The organism is Sporosarcina sp. FSL W8-0480, from assembly GCF_037963765.1.
Taxonomy (GTDB): domain Bacteria; phylum Bacillota; class Bacilli; order Bacillales_A; family Planococcaceae; genus Sporosarcina.
Genome location: NZ_CP150166.1, coordinates 1774204 through 1797102 on the forward strand (window position 1 = coordinate 1774204; position 22899 = coordinate 1797102).

General features: G+C 40.5%; 24 protein-coding genes and 1 other annotated feature (1 of these 25 only partly in view). All 24 genes read left to right on the top strand.

What is annotated here, in order from left to right; all coding sequences use genetic code 11:
* Positions 1 to 34: 34 nt before the first annotated feature.
* The 24 genes from bshC (at position 35) to NSQ43_RS09390 (ending at position 22817) form a co-directional block, all read left to right on the top strand.
* Positions 35 to 1642, top strand: coding sequence for a bacillithiol biosynthesis cysteine-adding enzyme BshC (gene bshC, locus NSQ43_RS09275; RefSeq protein ID WP_339249539.1), 1608 nt, complete (start codon positions 35 to 37; stop codon positions 1640 to 1642).
* A 263-nt stretch (positions 1643 to 1905) separates the two neighbouring features.
* Positions 1906 to 2337 (top strand): division/cell wall cluster transcriptional repressor MraZ, encoded by a 432-nt coding sequence (gene mraZ / locus NSQ43_RS09280; RefSeq protein WP_339249540.1) that lies wholly within the window; start codon positions 1906 to 1908, stop codon positions 2335 to 2337.
* Between the two features lie 112 nt (positions 2338 to 2449).
* On the top strand, positions 2450 to 3382 hold the full coding sequence (gene rsmH / locus NSQ43_RS09285) for a 16S rRNA (cytosine(1402)-N(4))-methyltransferase RsmH (protein WP_339249542.1): 933 nt from the start codon (positions 2450 to 2452) through the stop codon (positions 3380 to 3382).
* Positions 3383 to 3398: 16 nt separating this feature from the next.
* On the top strand, positions 3399 to 3776 hold the full coding sequence (ftsL, locus tag NSQ43_RS09290; RefSeq protein WP_339249544.1) for a cell division protein FtsL: 378 nt from the start codon (positions 3399 to 3401) through the stop codon (positions 3774 to 3776).
* Positions 3777 to 3814: 38 nt separating this feature from the next.
* Positions 3815 to 6010: a penicillin-binding protein gene (locus tag NSQ43_RS09295; protein WP_339249546.1), complete on the top strand. Its 2196-nt coding sequence runs from the start codon at positions 3815 to 3817 to the stop codon at positions 6008 to 6010.
* Positions 6011 to 6144: 134 nt separating this feature from the next.
* Positions 6145 to 7989, top strand: a complete 1845-nt coding sequence (locus tag NSQ43_RS09300; RefSeq protein ID WP_339254852.1) for a penicillin-binding transpeptidase domain-containing protein — start codon at positions 6145 to 6147, stop codon at positions 7987 to 7989.
* A gap of 132 nt (positions 7990 to 8121) precedes the next feature.
* The gene (gene mraY, locus NSQ43_RS09305) at positions 8122 to 9096 is read left to right on the top strand and encodes a phospho-N-acetylmuramoyl-pentapeptide-transferase (protein ID WP_339249547.1); all 975 of its coding nucleotides are present in this window, start codon (positions 8122 to 8124) and stop codon (positions 9094 to 9096) included.
* A complete protein-coding gene (gene murD / locus NSQ43_RS09310) occupies positions 9097 to 10446 on the top strand; it encodes a UDP-N-acetylmuramoyl-L-alanine--D-glutamate ligase (protein ID WP_339249549.1) in 1350 nt (449 codons plus the stop codon). It abuts the gene before it with no gap.
* A gap of 37 nt (positions 10447 to 10483) precedes the next feature.
* Positions 10484 to 11572, top strand: a complete 1089-nt coding sequence (ftsW, locus tag NSQ43_RS09315) for a putative lipid II flippase FtsW (RefSeq protein WP_339249550.1) — start codon at positions 10484 to 10486, stop codon at positions 11570 to 11572.
* A gap of 16 nt (positions 11573 to 11588) precedes the next feature.
* Complete coding sequence (locus NSQ43_RS09320) at positions 11589 to 12401, top strand: FtsQ-type POTRA domain-containing protein (RefSeq protein ID WP_339249552.1); 813 nt, start codon at positions 11589 to 11591, stop codon at positions 12399 to 12401.
* Positions 12382 to 13101: a DUF881 domain-containing protein gene (locus NSQ43_RS09325; protein WP_339249554.1), complete on the top strand. Its 720-nt coding sequence runs from the start codon at positions 12382 to 12384 to the stop codon at positions 13099 to 13101. Before NSQ43_RS09320 ends, NSQ43_RS09325 begins: the two co-directional genes overlap by 20 nt.
* A 27-nt stretch (positions 13102 to 13128) precedes the next feature.
* The gene (locus tag NSQ43_RS09330; RefSeq protein ID WP_339249556.1) at positions 13129 to 13848 is read left to right on the top strand and encodes a DUF881 domain-containing protein; all 720 of its coding nucleotides are present in this window, start codon (positions 13129 to 13131) and stop codon (positions 13846 to 13848) included.
* A 2-nt stretch (positions 13849 to 13850) separates the two neighbouring features.
* Entirely contained in the window at positions 13851 to 14222 is a 372-nt protein-coding gene (locus NSQ43_RS09335) for a small basic family protein (protein ID WP_317940246.1), read from the top strand.
* Positions 14223 to 14316: 94 nt separating this feature from the next.
* Positions 14317 to 15600, top strand: coding sequence for a cell division protein FtsA (gene ftsA / locus NSQ43_RS09340; protein WP_339249560.1), 1284 nt, complete (start codon positions 14317 to 14319; stop codon positions 15598 to 15600).
* Positions 15601 to 15634: 34 nt separating this feature from the next.
* A complete protein-coding gene (gene ftsZ / locus NSQ43_RS09345) occupies positions 15635 to 16789 on the top strand; it encodes a cell division protein FtsZ (RefSeq protein WP_339249562.1) in 1155 nt (384 codons plus the stop codon).
* A gap of 321 nt (positions 16790 to 17110) precedes the next feature.
* Positions 17111 to 17965, top strand: a complete 855-nt coding sequence (locus NSQ43_RS09350) for a sigma-E processing peptidase SpoIIGA (RefSeq protein ID WP_339249564.1) — start codon at positions 17111 to 17113, stop codon at positions 17963 to 17965.
* Positions 17955 to 18668: an RNA polymerase sporulation sigma factor SigE gene (gene sigE, locus NSQ43_RS09355; protein WP_339249566.1), complete on the top strand. Its 714-nt coding sequence runs from the start codon at positions 17955 to 17957 to the stop codon at positions 18666 to 18668. Before NSQ43_RS09350 ends, sigE begins: the two co-directional genes overlap by 11 nt.
* 96 nt (positions 18669 to 18764) lie before the next feature.
* Complete coding sequence (sigG, locus tag NSQ43_RS09360; protein WP_339254854.1) at positions 18765 to 19544, top strand: RNA polymerase sporulation sigma factor SigG; 780 nt, start codon at positions 18765 to 18767, stop codon at positions 19542 to 19544.
* A 78-nt stretch (positions 19545 to 19622) separates the two neighbouring features.
* Positions 19623 to 19865, top strand: a complete 243-nt coding sequence (locus NSQ43_RS09365) for a YlmC/YmxH family sporulation protein (RefSeq protein ID WP_339249569.1) — start codon at positions 19623 to 19625, stop codon at positions 19863 to 19865.
* 71 nt (positions 19866 to 19936) lie between these two features.
* The gene (locus NSQ43_RS09370; protein ID WP_339249571.1) at positions 19937 to 20632 is read left to right on the top strand and encodes a YggS family pyridoxal phosphate-dependent enzyme; all 696 of its coding nucleotides are present in this window, start codon (positions 19937 to 19939) and stop codon (positions 20630 to 20632) included.
* The gene (locus tag NSQ43_RS09375) at positions 20629 to 21078 is read left to right on the top strand and encodes a cell division protein SepF (protein ID WP_339249573.1); all 450 of its coding nucleotides are present in this window, start codon (positions 20629 to 20631) and stop codon (positions 21076 to 21078) included. The genes NSQ43_RS09370 and NSQ43_RS09375 overlap by 4 nt, the downstream gene beginning before the upstream one ends.
* Before the next feature lie 25 nt (positions 21079 to 21103).
* Positions 21104 to 21394 carry a YggT family protein gene (locus tag NSQ43_RS09380; RefSeq protein ID WP_339249575.1) on the top strand — a complete coding sequence of 97 codons (291 nt, stop codon included), beginning with the start codon at positions 21104 to 21106 and terminating at the stop codon, positions 21392 to 21394.
* Between the two features lie 49 nt (positions 21395 to 21443).
* On the top strand, positions 21444 to 22220 hold the full coding sequence (locus NSQ43_RS09385; protein ID WP_339249578.1) for an RNA-binding protein: 777 nt from the start codon (positions 21444 to 21446) through the stop codon (positions 22218 to 22220).
* Between the two features lie 90 nt (positions 22221 to 22310).
* Positions 22311 to 22817, top strand: a complete 507-nt coding sequence (locus NSQ43_RS09390) for a DivIVA domain-containing protein (protein ID WP_339249579.1) — start codon at positions 22311 to 22313, stop codon at positions 22815 to 22817.
* A 56-nt stretch (positions 22818 to 22873) separates the two neighbouring features.
* Positions 22874 to 22899, top strand: a binding site (T-box leader) (it continues 188 nt past the right edge of the window).

Genomic DNA, 22899 nt, shown 5'->3' on the forward strand with positions numbered 1-22899 from the left:
ACTTTGTTCAAACAAGTAAAAAGGGGCATGAAGGATGGAACTTGAGTCATTTGATTTACAAAATGGAAATAAGGTAATGCAATCATATAATCATGATGAAAAATTCATACATACTTTTTTTGACTATAAAAATGAAAGTAACTCCTATCCACAAAGGTTGGAAGAGTTGTCTGGTCGTTCATTTCAACGAAAGGAACTGGCGAATGTAATAAATTCGTTTATGGAACCATTTGGCATATCGGAAAAAGCCGCGAAATATATCGATGAGTTAGCAGATAATGGGGTTGTCGTCATTGGTGGACAGCAAGCCGGAATACTGACAGGACCTCTCTATTCAATCCATAAGGCAATAACTGTCATCTTACTTGCCGAACAAAAGAGGGAAGAACTTCGTGTTCCAGTCATTCCTGTTTTTTGGATAGCGGGAGAAGATCACGATTTGAATGAAATCAATCATGTCTATACAGAAACATCCGGAAAAGTGACAAAAAATAAATATCGTGAAAAATATATTTTGAAATTGATGGCATCGGAGGCAGAGTATTCTCATGATATGATGACCGACTTTGTCAAAGATACTTTCCGTCAGTTCGGTGAAACCGAGCATACGAAATCCTTACTGGATGAAGTCCTTGAAGCGGTCGAATTGGAAAGGACGTTCACCGGCTTTTTCGTCAGATTGATGAATGGCCTATTCAGTGAGCATGGTCTTCTGCTTATAGACTCGGCATATAAACCGTTAAGAGAGATGGAAAAACAACAATTCACCGGCTTCATTGAAGCGGCTGAGAAAATTGCAACAATGATTACGTGTACAGAAGAACAATTTGATGCACTTGGATTCGGTAAGCCGATTCAGGCGGAAAACGATGCAGCGAATCTTTTTTATATGCATGAAACGGGAAGGGTCTTATTGTCGAGGGAGAATGGATACTTCGTAAACAAGGGTGTTGGTCTTCGTTTTACACCCGAGGAAATGATGCAAGTGGCGAATGAGAAACCTTGGCTGCTTAGTAATAATGTTGCAACAAGACCAATTATGCAGGATATGGTATTCCCGGTTTTGACGTTTGTTGGAGGGCCTGGCGAAATTGCCTATTGGGCATTGTTGAAAGATGTCTTCCATCACTTTGGCATCAAAATGCCGATTATAGCACCAAGGGTTTCAATAACACTAGTGACCCCACAGGCAAAACATGCAATGGATGATGTCGCCATGACAATCCAAGATATTTTATCCGGAAAAGTACAAGAAGAACGTGAACAGTTCATCGGAACATTGCATAATGAGCGCTTTGAAGAGCTTCTTCGGGAAACTGAAATATCATTGGAAAGTAAATACAATGAATTAGCGACAGTGGCTGACCTCGCTACGGGGCAATTACTTCAAAAAAACCTCGAATTCCATAAGAAACAACTAAATTATTTAAGAAGAAAAGCTGAAGAAAACCTATTGCTTAAACATGATGTTGCTATACGTAAATATCGAATTCTTGAAAATGAACTTCTTCCGGAAGGTTCATTGCAAGAGAGAATTTTTACTCCTTATTCTTTTATGAATCAATATGGTAAAAAATTAGTGCAAGATTTGCTTAATCTGCCATTAAAAATGGATGGAACACATCAAATCGTTTATCTATGATATTTTTTCGCTTTTCCAGTCAATATTCGACTGGGAAAGCGTTTTTTTTATTGTTGGAGTTAAAGAGTTATCATAGAATGCCATGACTTCCCTTAATACTACAAAGACTACCCATATACCCTCTAACCTCACGAAAATTGGAGTAAATTAGCATTATCTCAATAAAACAAGTACTATCGACACATTTTAAAATGAAAATGGAATATTGGTGGAGGAATGTGGAGGGATGTGGTACATTAAAAACATATAGTGGGGTGAAGAGTATGTTCATGGGCGAATATCAGCATACAGTTGATGCAAAAGGCCGCTTAATTGTCCCTTCTAAATTCAGGGAATATTTGGCGGATGGCTTTGTGCTGACTCGTGGATTGGATAATTGTCTCTTCGGATATCCTATGGAGGAATGGAAGCGATTAGAGGAAAAATTAAAGGCGCTTCCCGTAACGAAAAAAGACGCTCGGGCATTTGCAAGGTTTTTCTTTTCAGGCGCTACAGAAGTAGAAATTGACAAGCAAGGTCGCGTAAATATTCCAACCTCCCTACTGGATTATGCAAAAGTGGAAAAAGATTGCGTAGTCATTGGAGTCTCCAGCCGAATCGAAATTTGGTCCAAATCATCTTGGGATTCCTATTACGAAGAATCCGAGGAATCCTTCAACGACATTGCAGAAAATATTATTGACTTTGATTTCTAAAACAAAAATGTATACAGTCATTTATCATTCCCGTTGCTTGAAGTGGAAGGCGTCCGCCTGTAACGTAAAGCAACAGTTCTAAATCCATGAAAAAGAAAGGATGGCGGTTTCAATGTTCGATCATATAACCGTATTACTCCACGAAGCCGTCGATGGGCTCAACATAAAGGCCGATGGTATCTACGTAGACTGCACACTTGGAGGAGCGGGACATAGCCTCGAGATTGTGAAAAAGCTCTCACCTGAAGGTCGGCTAATTTGCTTCGACCAGGATACAACAGCAATTGAAGCCGCAAAAGAAAAACTGAAAGATCATTTATCCCAAATTACTTTCATTCATTCGAACTTCAGAAACTTGAAAAACGAACTCAATAACATCGGAATTCACTCTGTAGATGGAGTTCTCTATGATCTCGGAGTCTCATCACCACAGCTTGACACTCCTGAACGCGGTTTTAGCTATAATCACGATGCAAAGCTGGACATGCGAATGGATACAAGCGCGCCTTTAACAGCCTTTGAAGTTGTGAACGAGTGGTCCTTTGAAGATTTAGTTCGTATCTTTTTCAGGTATGGAGAAGAAAAGTTTTCTAAAGGAATCGCCCGTAAAATAGAAGAGGCACGTAAACAATCGCCCATTCAAACTACAGGAGAACTTGCTGAACTCATTAAGGAAGGCATCCCTGCAGCAGCACGTAGGACGGGTGGACATCCAGCCAAAAGAGTATTCCAGGCAATAAGAATTGCTGTAAATGATGAACTTGGCGCAGCAGAAGACTCATTAACAGATGCATTAACAATTATGAATCCGGGTGGCCGGATTTCGGTCATCACTTTCCACTCATTGGAGGACCGTTTATGTAAAACGATTTTTAAAGAGGTAACCTCTTTGCCGGAACTTCCACCGAATTTGCCGGTCATTCCTGATCATATGGAACCTGAATTCAAATCAGTTACACGAAAACCGATAGTGCCAACTGAAGAAGAAATATCAGTGAACAAAAGATCGAGGTCAGCAAAATTACGGATTGTAGAGAAAAAATAGAAGGGAGATTTGTTAGATGGCATTGGAACAAAGGACATTCCATATGAATACGGTACATGAAATTGAAACACCACAATCACCGAAGAAGCAAGAATTACAACCGATAAGGCGTTCCAAAAAACTTATTTCCAAAGGCGAAAAGTTTTTGTTCGTGCTATTTTCAGCAATTCTCGTTATTTTTTCTACGATGATTTTGCATACACAGGCACAAATTAACGATACTAACAAGGAAGTGCAACTCTTAAATAATCAAATTGTAGAAACGCAAAAACAGAATACAGAATTGTCCAATCTCGTGAGCGAGAAATCTACATATGAAGTAATTTGGAATAAAGCGAAGGAGCTCGGCTTGAATCTAAACGAGAAAAACGTAAAGGTCGTGCCTGGACGATGAAAAAGAAGAAGTTTCGATTTCAATGGGGAGCCTTTCTGATGTTTGTTTTTTTCGGAGGGCTCTTTTTCCTATTGTTTTGGCGTTTATTAAGTATCCAAATTACTGGACAAGCTGAAGGAAGACAAATGGCAGTCATGGCTGAGGCGAAATATGCGAGGGAAGCAATCCTTCAGGCCGAAAGAGGAAAAATTATCGACCGCAACGGTGAATTAATAGCTTCAGATACATTAAGTTACCGGCTTATTGCGATATTGAATGAAAAAGCGACCGAAAAGGGTGCTAACGAGCCAAGACATGTCGTCGATTTTGAAAAAGCAGCAGACCTGTTAAGTAGATTCATCCCGATGGAAAAATCCAAAATGATCGAGATTCGGGATAAGGCCGTTGCGAATAACTCAAATGTTTATCAAATCGAGTTTGGTAAGGCCGGAAGGGATATAAGTCACGAAACAATGTTAGCTATAAAAGAGACGGCTAAAGAGGAAGGTGTAACTGGTCTACAGTTCATCGAAGATAAAAAGCGATTTTATCCGAATGGCAATTTTGCATCGTATTTGATCGGTTTTGCGATGAGAGAAGAAGACGAAAATAAAAAAATATCCACTGTCGGTAAAATGGGTTTAGAACAGACATATAACGAGGCATTGACCGGCGAAAACGGAAAGGTAGATTTTAAGACTGATAGATGGGGCTTTATATTGCCAAGGTCGGAAAAACAAATTGTTGCTGCACAAGATGGCATGACCATTCAGTTAACAATTGATAAGACGATTCAAAACTTTGTTGAGGATGCTATGAATCAAATCGACGAGGAATATTCCCCAGAAAAAATGCTTGTCATTGTAACAAACCCTAATACTGGTGAGATTTATGCAATGAGCCAAAGACCTTCATTTCACCCTTCAACACGGGAGGGACTTACTGAGAACTGGTTGAATGATGCTGTCCAAAATACGATTGAACCTGGTTCAACCATGAAGATATTTACATTGGCTGCAGCGATTGAGGAAAGAAAGTGGGATCCGTTCGCGGAATTCCAATCCGGACAATATACGATCTTTGATAAGACAATCCGAGATGTTAATAGAACGGGTTGGGGAAGAATTACTTTTCTTGAAGGATTCCAGAGATCATCCAACGTTTCCATGGCTTACCTATTGGAACGAATGGGAGACCGTACATTCATTGAGTACTTAAAGGATTTCGGCTTTGGTGAAAGGGTCGGTATTGACTTGCCGAATGAGGCTTCTGGCATCATTTTGGATATTAATCCGAGTGAGAGATTAACAACTTCATATGGACAAGGCTCAACAGTAACGCCTATTCAAATGATTCAAGCAGCTACGGCGATTGCAAACGATGGCAAAATGATGAAGCCGTATGTCATTGATAAGATTATTAACCCAAATACTGAAGAAACAGTAGAGGATCATAAACCAGAAGAAAAGAAATCACCTATATCAGCAGAAACAGCTAAGCAAGTTCGTGAAATCTTAGCCACAACCGTAACTTCTCAAGCAGGGACAGCTAAAAAATTCGCCCTTTCCGGGTATTCTGTTGGCGGAAAAACCGGAACTGCGGAAATTCCTAAAAAAGATGGTCCAGGATATCTTGCAGGTGACGGAAATTATCTTTATTCGTTCTTAGGAATGGCACCAATTGAAGATCCACAATTATTGGCATACGTCATTGTTCAGCAACCAAAACTTGATATTGGTCAGTATGGTTCTGATCCAGTGGCGAAACTGTTCACGTCCATTATGGAAAGTAGTTTAAAGTATATGAATATTGTACCAGAAAATAATGAAAGTCCTTCAACCGTCCCTATATCGGAATTCGTCGGCAGTGATTCATCTACTGCAATTGAAGAACTCCGTGAACAAGGTTTTTCTCCAGTATTAATAGGCGAGGGGGGCAAAGTTATTAGCCAATACCCTCAAGAAGGTACGAAGATGAATAAAGGATCAATCGTTCTATTGGAAACTAATGGAGATACAACTTTGCCAAATTTTTACGGGTGGTCGAAAAAAATGGCTTTATCATTTAAAATGTTATCAGGACTTGATATACGTTTAAATGGTGATGGATATGTAACCGACCAAAGCATGTCCGTTGGGGCCGTTATTAGTAAGGACGATCCAGTCGTCCTCCAACTAAGGACACCTGCAGATCTTCATACTCCTGCTCCGGAGAATGAGGACGAGGAAAAAGAAGAGGAGATAATTGGAGGATGATGTATAGCAATCCGCATCTATTCATAGGTTAGTAGAAAAACGAAAGGTGTGGGGCGCTGCGTAAAAAATATGCTGATCTGCAGTCGAAGAAAAGATTGCGGGCTGTCTATATTATTTTCCTTATCGCAATCTTCATGGTCGTAGGAAAGCTCTTCCACGTCCAAATCATCAAACATGAATGGTTAAAGGCTCGTGCTGAAGAGAACTGGGATAGGGAAATCCCTTTTGGGGCATTAAGAGGAGAAATTAATGATCGGAATGGTCAATTGATAGTCGGTAACCGACTTGCACCGACACTTTATTTTATGCCATCCCAGAACAAAGAACCTGAAAAGGCGGCAGCGGCAATAGCAAGCGTCATCGGAATGGATAAAGATAAACTGCTTGAAAAGATGACTAAAAAAGCGTATATGGTCAAATTGGCTCCTGAAGGTAAGAACATCACCCAAGAGCAGGCCGATGAAATTGCGAAGTTGCAAATTGATGGACTCTATACTGGGGTGGATTTTGTAAGGAATTATCCGAATGGAGAATTATTATCAAGGCTCATTGGGTTCACTGGTTACGATGGTAATGGCCTTGCTGGAATCGAATATGCATATGATGAAATATTAAAAGGTACAGGCGATAAAATTCGGCTTTATACGGATGCGAGAACGATTCCCTTGCCCCATGTAGATGACAGTTTCGAAACGGGTAAAAATGGGGCGAGTGTTGAATTGACAATCGATCTTGAGATGCAAAAAGTTGTGGAGCGGGAATTGCAACAAGCATTGGAAAAATTTGATGCCACATCAGCAATAGGTATTGTCATGAATCCAAAAACGGGCGAAATTCTTGTCCTTGCCTCCATGCCATCTTTTGACCCGGCAAATTACCAAAATGCTGACCCTTCGATTTATAATCGAAACTTGCCTGTATGGATGACATTCGAACCCGGTTCTACATTTAAAATCGTGACACTTGCAGCTGGTCTTGAAGAAGGTCTAATCGATTTGCATAATCAGCATTTTAACGACCCTGGGTTTACAATGGTTGCGAATGCAAGGTTAAGATGTTGGAAAAGGGAAGGCCATGGTCATCAAACTTTCCTTGAGGTTGTAGAGAATTCATGTAACCCAGGTTTCATAGAAATTGGTAGGCGCCTTGGTGGCGATAAACTGGATAAATACATTAGGGATTTCGGTTTTGGGGAATCTACAGGTTCTGGTATCGCAGGTGAGGCAAAGGGGATATTATTCTCGCAAAAGGCATTTGGTCCAGTCGAACAGGCTACGACTGCATTCGGTCAAGGTATATCCGTAACGCCAATCCAACAAGTTCAAGCGGTAGCGGCAGCTATTAACGGAGGCTATTTGTATAAGCCGTATATTATTAAAGAAATCAAGAATGATAAAGGTGAGACCATACAGTCCTTTGAACCCGAGATGAAACGCCGTGTCATAAGTGAAGAAACATCGGCTAAAGTTCGAGAGGCACTTGAATCAGTTGTCGCAAATGGTTCAGGCCGGAATGCATTCAATGATGGTCTACGAGTCGGCGGAAAGACCGGGACGGCACAAAAGGTCGTGAATGGGACGTACAGCGATGGGGACTATATTGTATCTTTCATTGGATTTGCACCTGCTGACGACCCTGAACTCCTTGTCTATATTGCAGTTGATAGTCCTAAAAACTCAATTCAGTTCGGTGGTGTTATTGCTGCACCAATCGTCGGCCGGATTTTTGAAGAAATTGCACCTCTTGCTGGAATTGAAAAGAGGGAAGGGCAGATTGAAAAGGAATATCGCTGGGGTGATCCCTTAACACATCGAGCACCTGATTTGACAGGGATGACAAAAGGAATGGTAGGGCGCCAACTTCACACATATCGTATACAATGGCATGGTGATGGAGACGTGATAAAATATCAAATGCCTGCACCTGATTCTTTAATAATGGTGGATGATATCATCCACGTATATACTGAGGAAGAATAGAAAAGCGGAAGGCGCCCGCTCTCAAAGGTTCGCAGTCTAAATTCGCCGCTTCCTGCGGCAACGACCCCGAGCACCTAACGCCTATAGCTAGATAACACCAATACAGTTTCATAACAGTTAAGGAGAAATATTATGACACTCGTCACTACAATTACGGTAATCACCGTTTCATTTATACTAACAGCACTTATCGGGATCGCCATCATACCGTTGCTTAGAAGATTGAAGTTTGGGCAAAGCATCAGGGAAGAAGGACCAGAAGCCCATAAGAAAAAAGCAGGCACGCCCACTATGGGCGGCCTTATTTTCCTGAGTTCCATCATCATTACAATGCTTGTTCTTTCATACATATATGAAGAAGTTCTAACAACACAGACAATTGTATTGATGATTGTGCTTGCTGGATTCGGTGTTATCGGATTCCTGGACGATTTTATCATTGTCGTCATGAAACGGAACCTTGGTTTAACTTCCAAACAAAAGTTATTCGGGCAGATAGTAATCGCTGTTCTTGCCTACTTCCTATTAAGAATGGGACCTTTTGAAACAACACTTCTCATTCCATTTACGGATTTCACCATAGACATAGGCGTAATATACGTAGCATTCCTAATATTCTGGCTCGTAGGATTTTCGAATGCAGTCAATTTGACAGATGGTCTTGATGGACTCGTCGCTGGTACGTCAACTGTGGCTTTTGCAGCATTTGGTGTATATGGCCTTATTTATGAGCAACATGACATTGCGATGTTTGCATTTGTTGTTGCAGGTGCAATGTTAGGCTTTTTATTGTTCAATATGAAGCCGGCGAAAGTGTTTATGGGGGATACTGGTTCTTTGGCTTTAGGTGGAGTTCTTGCGATGCTTTCAATCCTTGTGAAACAAGAACTTCTACTTCTCATTATTGGGATTGTATACGTAATGGAAACCTTATCGGTTATGATCCAAGTAACAAGCTTTAAGCTGACAGGAAAAAGAGTGTTTAAAATGACCCCGATCCACCATCACTTCGAACTGTCGGGTTGGTCTGAGTGGAAGATTGTAATTGTATTTTGGGGAATTGCCTTCTTGGCTTCGATAGTGCCCATCTTATGGGAGGTGATGTAAGTGGAAAATCGGGATCAGTTTAAAGGAAAAAAAGTACTGGTGCTTGGTCTCGCCAAAAGTGGTTTTGCAGCAGCTGATTTGCTGCATTCCCTTGGTGCAGAGGTACTTGTTAATGATTCTTCACCTGAGGAAGGAAATAAGGAAGCCCTCTCCCTACGATCAAAAGGGATTAACGTGATTTGCGGTGGTCATCCCGAGGGGATATTGGATTGCGGCTTTGACTTCATCGTAAAAAATCCAGGGATCCCTTATAAGAATCAAGTACTTCAACAAGCCATAAATAAAGGTATACCGATTTGGACTGAAATCGAGTTGGCTTATCTTATAAGTAAAGCACCCATCATAGCAATTACTGGTTCAAATGGTAAGACTACAACTACAACCCTTCTCTATCATATTTTGAACATTGGCGGCAAGAAACCACTTATTGCAGGGAATATTGGTACTGTTGCATGTACAGTAGCTGAAGCGGCTACAGATGATGAGGTTATTGTCATGGAAGTTTCCTCGTTCCAACTAACAGGTACGGAAAAGTTCCGCCCAAGAATATCCGTTTGGACAAATTTATATGAAGCCCATATCGATTATCATGGAACTGCTGAAGAATATGCCATGGCCAAAGCGAAAGTAACAACAAACCAGACAAAAGACGATTTCTTCATTTACAACGCTGACCAACCAGAATTACTGCCGTATGTAGAGAGTACTGCTGCAACAAAGATTCCCTTTACGTTGAGAGGAAAAGCGGCAGAAGGCATCTCCGCAGATGATAAGATGATTTATTGGCAAGGTGAACCTTTTTTAGAGCGGTCAATTATAAAGCTTTTAGGTCAGCATAATTTAGAAAATATATTAGCTGCAACAGCCTCGGCAATCTTAATGAATTGTGACAAAGAAGCGATTGAGGATGTTTTAAGTTCATTCACGGGCGTTCGACATCGCATGCAATTCGTAAAAGAACTGAAGGGCCGAGCATTTTATAATGACTCCAAAGCTACAAATACATTAGCGACGAAAAGTGCACTTTCCTCTTTCCAAGCTCCTGTAATTTTATTAGCGGGTGGATTAGACAGAGGGCATTCTTTCGAAGAGCTTCGTCCTCATATGGGAAGGGTAAAGGCACTCATTGCATTGGGAGAAACCGGTGATCGACTAATCGAATTCGCCAAATCATGTGATGTTCCCTACGCTAAAAAAGCAGAAACGATGGATGATGCTGTCAATGAAGCTTTTCAAATCTCGTTGGAAGGCGATCAAATACTACTTTCACCTGCTTGCGCAAGCTGGGACCAGTATCCAAACTTCGAAAAACGCGGCGATGCATTTATCGACGCCATTGAAAAATTGTAAAATAGCTATTTAACCTATTTAACACAAACACGGAAGGATGCGTTCACTGGATCAGAAATTGAAAGCTGCCTTCGTCATTTCGGCAGTATCACTGTCACTCATCGGCCTAATTTTTGTCCATTCTGCTGGTTCATATTGGGGACAAATCCACTACGCGGATTCATCCCCATTCATCGTAAAACAGGGTATATATATGGTAATATCAATCTTTGTGGCCCTCATGTTGATGAAAGGGAAATGGACGTCCAATGAATCGTTTTGGTCTGCATTTTATTACATAACCATCATTCTTTTAATCGCTGTCATAATTCCTGGAATTGGAGCGGTTCGAAACGGTTCTCAAAGCTGGATAGCCCTTGGTCCATTCAGCATTCAACCCGCAGAATTTGTCAAGGTTGCCCTTATTGGAAAACTTGCTTCAAGTGTTAAAAACACTTCAGGAAAAAGTCCATTTCGGTTGAGTCATTTTGTATTAATCCTACTTCCAGCAGGTTTGATCATGTTGCAACCGGATTTAGGCTCAACTGTGATAATGATTGTTGCAGCATTTGTAATTCTGTTCCTTGCAGGCTATCCATTATCCTTTTTCGCAATTCTTGGTATGACCGGAATCGGTGCTTTTGTGGCTTTGATCATTTCGGCACCATACCGGATCGACCGTATTAAATCTTATATAGACCCATGGAATGATCCCCTTGGAAAAGGGTTTCAAGGAATCCAATCGTTGTTTGCAATTGCACCAGGCGGATTATTTGGCCATGGGTATGGCAATAGCCGGCAAAAGTACCTATACCTGCCAGAACCTCAAAATGATTTCATCTTTTCGATAATTGCAGAGGAGACAGGTTTTATTGGAGCAACATTCATTCTGTTGTTATTTGCAGTGCTACTTTTATCAGCCTTCGGAATGGCAATCCGCACATATGATTACAAAGCGTTTTTAATAACTGCAGGAATGGCTTCCATGATAATTTTTCAAACATTCCTTAACGTTGGTGTCGTTTCCGGTTTATTACCGGTAACCGGAGTAACTTTACCGTTTATTAGTTATGGCGGATCATCCTTGCTTACAACATGGATGGCGGTAGGAACTATTTTACACTTTGCGTTTTATAAAAAAACTTAGAGAGGGGGGCTAACACATGGATAAAGTGATTGACATCGAAGAACGAATACCGTCCATGCGTGAAAAACGGCGAAGGAAAACAAATAAAAAGTTCATTTTCATTATTGCCGTATTTTGCATAGCCCTTCTTGTGCTTCTCTATTTCCAATCACCGCTTAGTAAAGTGGGGTCGATTGAGATCCACGGAGCGATACTGTATGATGAAGAGTTTTACTTCGAAAAGAGTGGTGTCCCTATAGGTAGTCCTTATTGGGGATTCGACACAAAAGAAATTGAAAAAGAACTTTTGAAAATTGAAGGCGTCAGTAAAGTATCCGTTTCAAGGAAGCTGATTAGTGATATTGACATTTCCATTACAGAGTTGAAGATGGTTGCCTACATGGAGAACGATGGAAAATTTGATTTGTTGTTAGAGAATGGTGACATTATTTCAAGTGATATCAATTATCCGAATGTCCCGATATTAAATCATTTGGACAAGCCTGACATAAGGAAAAAGCTAACTCATCAACTTATGAAGATGGACAAGGACGTACTGCACTTAATATCTGAAATTATCTATACAGGAACAGAGGACTATCCTGATACAATAACTGCCTATATGGATGATGGATATGAAGTCCATGCTATTATTCCAACCTTTGCGGAGAAAATGGAGTTTTATCCAGAAATTACTTCTCAATTAGAAGGCATGGAAAAAGGTATAATCGATATGGAAGTCGGTACATATTTTTCCCCCTTTAACAAAGTTTACGGAATTGAGAAGGAATTAATAATAGAGGGAGATGAAGAAGGAGAAGGTGATGTAGATGGCGAAGAAAATGAGTAAGGAAAATAAAAAGAAAGGCCGTTATATTTTGTATTCCCTTGTCTTTTTAGTCCTTGGCTTTATTTTCGCATTTTCTTACCGTACATTAGGTAAGGACAGTCGTGAAACATCCCCATCGCCTACATTTCAAGAGGAAGAACAATATCGTGCAGATTTAATTGTTCAAAAGGAAAGAAATAAGGAACTTTCAGAAGAAATTCGGTCCAAACAAGCAGTAATCCGAGAATTTGAACAATCATTCTCTGAAAACGAAGAGAATCACGCAGTGCTTGTAGAAGAAGCAAAGGATCTTCGTTTACTATTAGGGGTCATTCCGGCAGTTGGATCCGGAGTCCGTGTTACATTGAAAGACGGGGATTATGATCCGATTGAACAAAATCCAAACGACTATATTGTGCATGAAAGTCATGTGCTTCGTGTTGTCAATGAATTAAAAATATCTGGTGCACAAGGAATTGCCATCAATGGCCAAAGGATATCTTCAAATTCATATATAAAATGCACGGGGCCAGTTATTCAAATTGACGGTCGAACTTTACCCGCACCCTTTGTAGTCGAAGCAATTGGTGATGCGGATATATTAACTTCATCCTTAAATCTTGGCGGAGGGGTTGTTGATAGCCTTGTACATGACAATATCGAGGTAACCCTTGAACAAGTGAAGGCGCTCAAATTACCTGCATTGAGGGATGAATCGTAAACTGCTGTAGTAAAGGGAGGAGGTTCCATGAATAGGGCAATCAATTGGAAATTCACTTTAGTCCTTCTGTTAATCGGTTTCATGATTGCCGTTCAGTATAATTCAGTGAAAAATCCTAAGACACGTGATACGAGGGATATATGGGCAATTCGACAAGAATTGGCAGAGGAAAAGAAACTTCATTCAGAGCTTTTATCGGAAATCAGGGACTTGGACAAAACAATATCAACTTATAAGTCACTGAGTGAGTCCAGCGCTGGACAAGCCTTGAATGAAACTGTGGAAAAACTAAACCGCAAAGCGGGGACAACGGACATTACCGGACCAGGTATTATTATTGAAATCAATCCATCACCTGAAAGTGTAGCGTATGGAATACCAATCACGAGTATTTCATCAGATTTATTGACACGTTTTGTCAACGAGGTGAATCGGTTTAAAGGAATCGCCATGGAGATTGACGGTAAGCGGTATACAGTGATGAGCTCGATAAGGGTCATAAATGGCTATACATCCGTAAATGGACTCAATGTTTCAACACCCCCATTCAAGATCAAGATTATTTCACCTACTATGTCCGACAGTGAAAAGCTTTATAATTATTTATTGGCCTCAACCATTCGTGATGATTTTTATCTTGATAATTTAGTGTTAGATATTAATCAGCCAATGAATGATGTAAGCATTCGCGGATGGCCTGAAAAATTTGAAAATCTGTATTTGCAGGAGCTGCCGAAAGGGGAATAACAATGTGGTTGCCGTTGCTTGGCTTAATACTTGGAGTTTCGCTTGGTCTGTTATCAGATATTCAAATTCCACAACTTTATAGCAATTATTTATCAATCGCCGTATTAGCTGCACTGGATACATTATTTGGCGGAATACGGGCGCATCTGCAACAAATTTATGATGATAAGGTATTCATTTCGGGTTTTTTCTTTAATATAGCCCTTGCTGCCGGATTAGCTTTCCTTGGAGTGCATCTTGGAGTGGATTTATATTTGGCGGCAGTATTCGCGTTCGGGGTACGACTTTTCCAGAATATCGCAGTCATAAGAAGGATTTTACTAACAAAATGGTCTGAACGAGGAAAGGTTTCTGAAAAGAAATTTCAGGAATGAAAGGATTTGAGGGGTAGATGGCGAAAATATTTAGACAATATGACTCTAATACAATAGAATGTAAGGTAAGGAAAGCAATAGGAGGTGCCGGGAATTGAATCAATCAACAACATATGTATCACTTGATATAGGATCTTCGTCAGTCAAAGTGCTGATTGGCGAAGTGGATAGCGGCTCCCTCCATGTGATTGGAGTTGGCAACGTCCAATCAGCCGGAATTCGAAAAGGGACGATAATCGATATAGATGCGACCGTCCAGTCAATCCGAAAAGCGGTAGAACAAGCAGAGCGGATGACGGGCATGCAAATTCGAGAAGTTATTTTAGGTGTTCCTGCTAATGGCGTTCATTTACAGGATGTCAAAGGTGTGGTTGCCGTGAATTCGGAGAATAGGGAAATAACCGATGACGATCTGAGTCGAGTTATGAAATCCGCCCAAGTCATGTCAGTTCCCCCGGATCGGGAAATCGTTAATATTATCCCAAAACAATTTATTGTCGACGACTATGATGAAATTAAAGACCCACGTGGGATGATAGGCGTTCGTCTTGAGTTGGACGGTACACTTATCACCACTTCCAAAACATTGGTGCATAATATTTTACGATGCGTTGAAAGAGCTGGGCTGGTAATTCGTGAAATCTATCTCCAACCTTTGGCAGCAGGTACATTTGCTTTAACAGAAGACGAGATGAATCACGGTACGGCATTCATTGATATTGGTGGGGGCTCGACAACTATTGCCGTTTTCGGGGATAATCGTTTCGTTTCTACTGCAGTAATTCCAGTCGGTGGAGACCATATAACAAAAGATTTGTCCATTATTTTAAAAACTCCTACTGAGCAAGCAAGGAAGATTAAACATCAATTTGGACATGCCTTTTATGATGATGCATCAGATGATGAGCTTTTTGAAGTTCCTGTCATCGGTGCCGATTCAAAAGATCAATATAGTCAACGATACATATCGGAAATCATTGGTGTCCGATTGGAAGAACTATTTGAGTTGGTGTTGGAAGAATTTTACCGAATGGGTATCCGAGATTTGCCTGGCGGAGTCGTATTGACTGGCGGAACTACCAAGATGGAGGGCATCCTCCAACTTGCAAGGCATGTATTGAAGACAAGGGTCCGCATTCATACACCTGAATATATAGGTGTTCGCGAACCAATGTATTCGACGGCTGTGGGTCTAATCCGTTATGCTAATATGGAAGATTCCTATTTTGGTATTTCAGCAGAATCTCAAGCTGCAGCAGCCCATAGTGATATGGATTACCCAACAGCCACGAAAAAGAAGGCTACAGTACAGAATAAAGAGAAGAAATCAAGCTTAATGAGCAAGACTAAGAAATTTTTTGATGGATTTTTTGAATGACCCAAAGGTCTGATTGGGATTAGGAGGAGAGACAATGCTGGATTTTGATACGAATATTGATGCACTTGCAGTTATTAAGGTGATTGGTGTCGGTGGTGGCGGAAACAATGCTGTCAATAGAATGATCGAACATGGAGTACAAGGCGTTGAGTTCATAGCGGTAAACACTGATGCGCAAGCATTAAATTTATCTCAAGCTGAAGTGAAATTGCAGATTGGTGCAAAATTGACTCGGGGACTTGGTGCCGGAGCGAATCCTGAAGTAGGTAAGAAGGCGGCAGAAGAAAGCCGTGAGCAAATTGAAGAAGCACTTCGCGGTGCAGATATGGTTTTTGTAACAGCAGGAATGGGAGGCGGAACTGGTACTGGTGCAGCTCCTGTCATCGCCCAAGTGGCAAAGGATCTTGGTGCATTAACGGTTGGTGTTGTTACACGTCCATTCACGTTTGAAGGCCGAAAACGACAAACACAAGCAATCGGCGGAATCTCTGCAATGAAAGAATCGGTCGATACGTTAATCGTCATTCCAAATGATAAGCTACTTGAAATTGTAGATAAAAACACACCAATGTTAGAAGCTTTCCGTGAAGCTGACAATGTACTTCGACAAGGTGTACAAGGTATTTCGGATTTAATCGCTGTTCCTGGTCTTATCAATCTGGATTTCGCCGACGTGAAAACAATCATGTCGAATAAAGGATCTGCACTTATGGGTATCGGTATGTCCACTGGTGAAAACCGTGCTGCAGAAGCTGCGAAAAAAGCGATTTCCAGCCCGCTTTTGGAAACATCTATCGATGGAGCTAAAGGCGTATTGATGAACATTACGGGTGGTTCCAATTTAAGCTTGTTTGAAGTTCAAGAGGCTGCTGATATCGTGGCATCCGCTTCTGACGAAGATGTGAATATGATCTTCGGTTCCGTCATCAATGATAATCTGAAAGACGAAATCGTAGTTACCGTAATCGCTACAGGATTCAACGAAGAGCAATTAAGCCCTTCGAAAGCTTCAAGAAACCCAGGCTTCGGTGCAACTCGTCAACGTGAACAGCAACCAGTAACAACTTCCCATTCACGTAGAGAAGAACAACAATACCATCAGCCCGAGATTGGGAGACAGCAACAAAGCAATCAGCAAGACGATGCATTGGACATCCCAACATTCCTACGTAATCGTCAAAGAAGATAATAACGTATCAATCAATTCCCCGGCCGTCCAAAAGGACAAGCCGGGTTTTTTTTGTCGATGAGTATGTAAGGGATTCGTATCACAACGTAAATGCTCCGTATCGCAATGTAACCTGTTCGTATCACAATGTAAATGCTCCGTATCGCAATGTAGCCGCCGTATCACAACGTAACACGCTCGTATCACAACGTAACTCGCTCGTATCACAACATACTTCATTTGACGTTCGGATTTTGTCGTATTTTTACTTAAATTTCATGCCCATTCCGACAAACATTGCAGAAAATGAATGTTATCCTTACGTTCAAGGAGGGTGGGCTGATGTATGGGGAAATCATTATTAGTATTAATATGGTATTCAACTACGCAATACTCTCATTCGCCAGTCGAATGGCCAAGTCACAGACAACCTGGAAACGCCTCCTTGTCGCTTCATTCATCGGCGCCTTTCCAGTCACACTCTTCCCTAACTCTCCTATCGCAATCGTAATCGCATTCTTAGGAATGGTCGTCTGTGCATTCGGAGTGTCTTTCACAGCTTGGAAAGGTCCCTCACTAATTGTACTCATCGGCGCCCTTTTTGCCGGTGGAGTACTAACCGTATTCACAGACAGATTCATGTTTTCGGATGCCCGAGTAACCGTCTTTGTTTGTGCACTATTAGCTTATATTTCTTTGTATTTATTAAAAACGAAGTGGCTGGATGTAAGAATCGCCCGGCAAATGTCATCCTATTCATACGCTTCAGTGCTGTCAATCTGGGAAAGGACAACTACGATTCAAGTCTTCATCGATACAGGAAATCGCTGTATTGAACCGCTAACAGGCGAAGCGGTTCACTTCGTATCCTTCAAAGCTGTTGAATCCATTATCCCCAAGGAGCTCATAGAGCCTTTGCATACATGGAATACAAAAGACATGCATCAATTATCTAAGATTCCCAAAAAGTATCAAAAAAATGCGCGTCTGATCCGCCTACAAACAGTGCAGGGCGCTTCTTGGGCAGTTGGTTTTAAATTCGACCAATGGGTCATTGGGAAAGGAAGTGAGTTGCCAACAGGCTATATTGTCCTAACAAAGGAAGATAATCGTTATCCCGAAGGCGCAGCTGCCATTCTGCATGCCTCCGCATTGGAATCACTAACGGAAGAAAGGGGAACAGATCATGTGGCATAAAATGAAAAATTGGTTATCAATCATTAAAAGTTTCTTTTTAAGAAGAAAAAGTGGCACATATTATATTGGTGGCCACGAATCGCTACCAAAACCGTTGACAAGGGAAGAAGAGGCTCAAACAATTCGAGCATTCATGGAAGGGGACATGGATGCAAGGGACACACTCATCGAAAAGAATTTAAGACTTGTCGTTTATATTGCAAGACGATTTGATAATACGAATACACATATTGAAGATTTAATAAGTATTGGCACAATTGGACTTATAAAAGCGATCGAAACATTTAAAAGCGATCGCAATATTAAATTAGCGACTTACGCTTCACGTTGTATCGAAAACGAGATATTGATGCATTTACGTAAAACAAACCGAACAAGATCGGAAATTTCATTTGACGAACCATTGAACTCGGACGCAGATGGCAATGAATTATTGCTTTCGGATATATTAGGCACTGATGAACACATTATCATTGACGATGTTGAGAAAAAATTGGAACGACAACATATGATTGAGGCAATTAGCACGTTGGATGAAAGAGAACGATATATTATGGAATGCCGCTTTGGCTTGACTGGACACTTGGAAATGACACAGAAGGAAGTAGCTGAATTATTAGGTATTTCGCAATCTTATATATCACGTCTTGAAAAGAAAATCATCTCTGAATTAAGGGACAGATTGAACCATCCAATTGCGTAATGGTTGAAATTGGAGAATTGTATTTCGCATATTCTGCAAGACTGAGGACAAACTATTTCGTACAGTCATCTACAGAATGCGGAGGAAAAGCGAATGATGCGTACAAGAGTGGAAATATGCGGAATCGATACGTCCAATTTGCCATTACTGACGAATGAAGTGATGAAAGAAACGTTTATCCGGCTTCAAAATGGTGACGAATCTGCAAGGGAAGAACTTGTCGTAGGAAACTTGCGATTAGTGCTCAGCCTTGTCCAAAGATTTGCATATAGGGGTGAACAGGCAGACGACCTTTTTCAGGTAGGTTGTATCGGTTTATTGAAGTCGATTGACAATTTTGATTTGAAACATAATGTCCGATTTTCGACGTATGCCGTGCCAATGATTATTGGGGAAATTAAAAGGCATTTGAGGGATCACCATGCTATTAGAGTATCCAGATCTCTCAGAGATATTGCTTATAAAGCAATTCGGGCGAAGGAACAATTTGTAAACGATCATCAAAAAGAACCGAAAATCTCTGATTTGGCCGAAATCACAGGTATTCCAGAAGATGATATATTGTTTGCTTTGGATGCAATCCAAGATCCAATGTCCCTTCATGAACCAATGAATGGGGATGGCGGAGATCCAGTCTATATTATGGACCAGTTACAAGATAAAAAAGTATCGGAAGAGCGTTGGCTCACTTATGTGTCAGTAAAGGAAACTGTTTCAGGCATGACGGAAAGACAGCAATTGATCCTCTCCAAACGTTTTTATTTAGGGCAGACTCAGACCGAAATAGCTAAAGAATTAGGTATCTCGCAAGCGCAGATTTCAAGGTTGGAGAAAAACGCCATTCAAATTATTCGAGAAGGTATGGAAAATAAATGATGACGGTAGACGCAATGCATATGCATTGCGTTTTTTTCTTGCCGCAATACGCATATCCTGTAAAAAGGAGGAATGGCGATGAGGTTTTCTGATTTGCAAAAAAAAGAAGTAATAGAAGTGAAAAAAGGAACCTTCTTAGGATTTGTTCAAGATGCAACGATCGATATGAAAAATGGGAAGATTTCAATTCTGCAAATTGGAGGGGCGGAAAAATCACTTTTTTTAGATTCTAAAATTAAAGATTTAAAGCAAGTTAGATATGACGATGTGTTAACGATTGGAAAAGATATCGTGTTAGTTGGTAAAAAGACCGATACATGATGGCTTATCATTGATATGTGAGCATTCACTTGATACAATAAAGCAAAGTAACCTGAAAAGTAGTGATTGCATTGGAGACAATTCAAGAACGTATGAAGTTTATAGAAGAAGAGATTCAAGCTGCCTGCACACGTTCAGGACGGAATAGACATGAACTAACCGTTATTGCTGTAACAAAGCAAGTTTCAGTCGAAAGAACGCAGGAAGTTATTGAGGCCGGTATTAACAACCTTGGAGAAAATCGACCTGAAGGTATTTTAGGAAAACAGGAAGAAATTAAATTGGATACAGTGAATTGGCATTTTATCGGTAATGTCCAAAGTAGGAAAGTAAAAGACATTATTGATAAAGTCGATTTTCTTCATTCTCTTGATCGAATCAGTATTGCAAAAGAAATCCAAAAAAGGGCAACGTCTACTATTGATTGCTTTCTACAAGTGAATGTTTCGGCAGAAGAAACCAAATCGGGGATTCAACCTGAAGACGTAAAAGGGTTTGTAGAAGAAATAGCGGAATTTGATAAAATCCGTGTCATCGGATTAATGACAATGGCTCCTTTTACACAAGATGAGGAATTAATACGTCCGGTATTCCGGGCTCTACGTGTCCTTCGTGACCAAATAGCAGCTCTTAACTTAAAACATGCACCATGTACTGAATTATCAATGGGAATGTCAAATGATTACACAATAGCAATAGAAGAAGGTGCAACCCATATTAGAATCGGTACCGCTTTAGTCGGAATGGAAAGCGAGGGAGACGGATGAGTATAAAAAGGAAATTTGAAAAATGGTTTTATCTTGATGATGAAGAGGAAATTCAACAAGAGCAACCTGTTCGACAACAACAACCGCCTATCCAAGAACAACAGCCAAGAAAAGCGGCAACACGTAAACAACAACTTTCGGAAACACAGCAACCTGGCACAGTCGTCAGTTTGCAAAGCCTTCAAAAGTCTTCAAAAGTTGTTCTGTTTGAACCAAGGGTTTATGCAGAAGCTCAAGACATTTCCGAACACTTGAAGAATAAAAGGGCGGTAGTTGTAAATTTACAAAGAATCGAAAGGGATCAAGGTATCCGCATCGTAGATTTCTTAAGTGGTACAGTATACGCACTTGGAGGAGACATTCAACGTATCGGGACAGACATCTTTTTATGTGTGCCTGAGAATGTCGAAGTGGCGGGTTCCATTTCGGATTTTTTTGAAAGATAGAACTGGATGAGGTGTAGAAACTGATATGATACAAGCAGTTGATTTGATTTTTAGTCTGATATTTCAAGGTATACGACTTTACTTGATACTCCTCATTATTTATATTTTAATGTCATGGGTACCAGCATCAAGGGAAACAAAAATCGGTATACTATTAGGCAAGATAACTGAGCCTTATTTAGCCTTTTTCCGCAGATTTATTCCACCACTTGGAATGATTGATATTTCGCCGATTGTTGCCATTTTTGTTTTGAATTATTTAATTACAAGAGGCGTGCTTGAAGTTTATAGGTTAATCATGGCCTCACTTATGTGAGGTTTTTTCTATAAAGATTAGCCTCCAACCATCGTAAGGAGTCATAAAAATGGAATCCATCATACAACACTTTAGAAAAGACGAGCAGCCATTCATAGAAACTGTAGTCGGTTGGACACGGGAAGTCGAGGATACGTATTCTCCTAAGCTAACTGGTTTTCTTGATCCGAGGCAAATTTTCATCGTAAGTTCCATCGTTAGAGGTGCTGGTCTACAATTTGCGGTTAATGGTGCCTTCATTGAACCTGAACGACAACGAGCCTTAATCTTTCCGGATTATTACGAACCTGAAGCCGATGATTTCCAAGTAACTGTTTTTTCGGTTAGATATCCTGCGAAATTCATGTCGATTGAGCATCGTGACATTTTAGGTTCACTTATGGCACTTGGTATCGACCGATCAAAATTTGGAGATATCCGCCTGAAGGAAGGTGTCGCCCAATTCGCCGCTGCAGAGGAGATGAAAGATTATCTAAGCGCTAACTTAACTTCAATTGGTAAATCAAAAGTTCGTGTAGAAGAAGTAATTTCTTTAGATGAACTAATCGTATTGGCTGAATCATGGAGAGAAGAGCTACATACGATCAGCTCTCTACGTCTTGACTCCATTGTCGCTTCACTACTAAATTATCCACGTCAAAAAGCAGTCTCACTCGTCCAAAATGATAAAGTTAAAGTAAATCATGTCGTTCGTAATCAGCAGGCATTCGAAGTGAATGAATCAGATATCCTTTCGATTAGAGGGTTTGGGCGTTTTAAAATCATGTCGATTGAAGGCAGAACACGTAAAGATAAAATTAGGTTGTTGATAGGGAGGTTAGAATGATTTTTCAGACATCTGTATAAAAACTGCTGTTTTATCTTTTGTGTACATGTATAATAGGAATAAGAAGATTTGAAGAGGAGGAAACAGCAGATGGCATTATCACCGCTTGATATACATAATAAGGAGTTCAGCCGTGGCTTCCGTGGATATGATGAAGACGAGGTCAATGAATTCCTTGAGCAAATCATGAAGGATTACGAAAATGTCTTGGAAGAGAACAAGACATTAAAAAACAGTCTAAAGGAAACGAAGGAAAAGGTTTCCCACTTCAACTCCATTGAAGAGACATTGCAAAAATCAATCTTAATCGCTCAAGAAGCGGCAGAGGATGTGCGAAGAAATTCACTTCAAGAATCCAAGCTTATCGTTAAAGAAGCAGAAAAAAATGCAGACCGAATTGTTAACGAAGCACTTTCTCGTGCAAGGAAAATTGCAATGGAAATTGAAGACTTGAAAAAACAATCAAAAGTATTTCGAAATCGTTTCAGAATGTTAATCGAAGCCCAACTCGACATGATCAAAACCGATGATTGGGAAAGACTTATGGAATATCAACCCGATGCAGAACAACTTGAGGCTGCCTCTGATGTTGAATAACAAGGATGCTTGACAAACTATTTCCAACACGCATATAATAATTACCATATAAGCTGAAATAGGCGTTGACAGAGAGAGTACT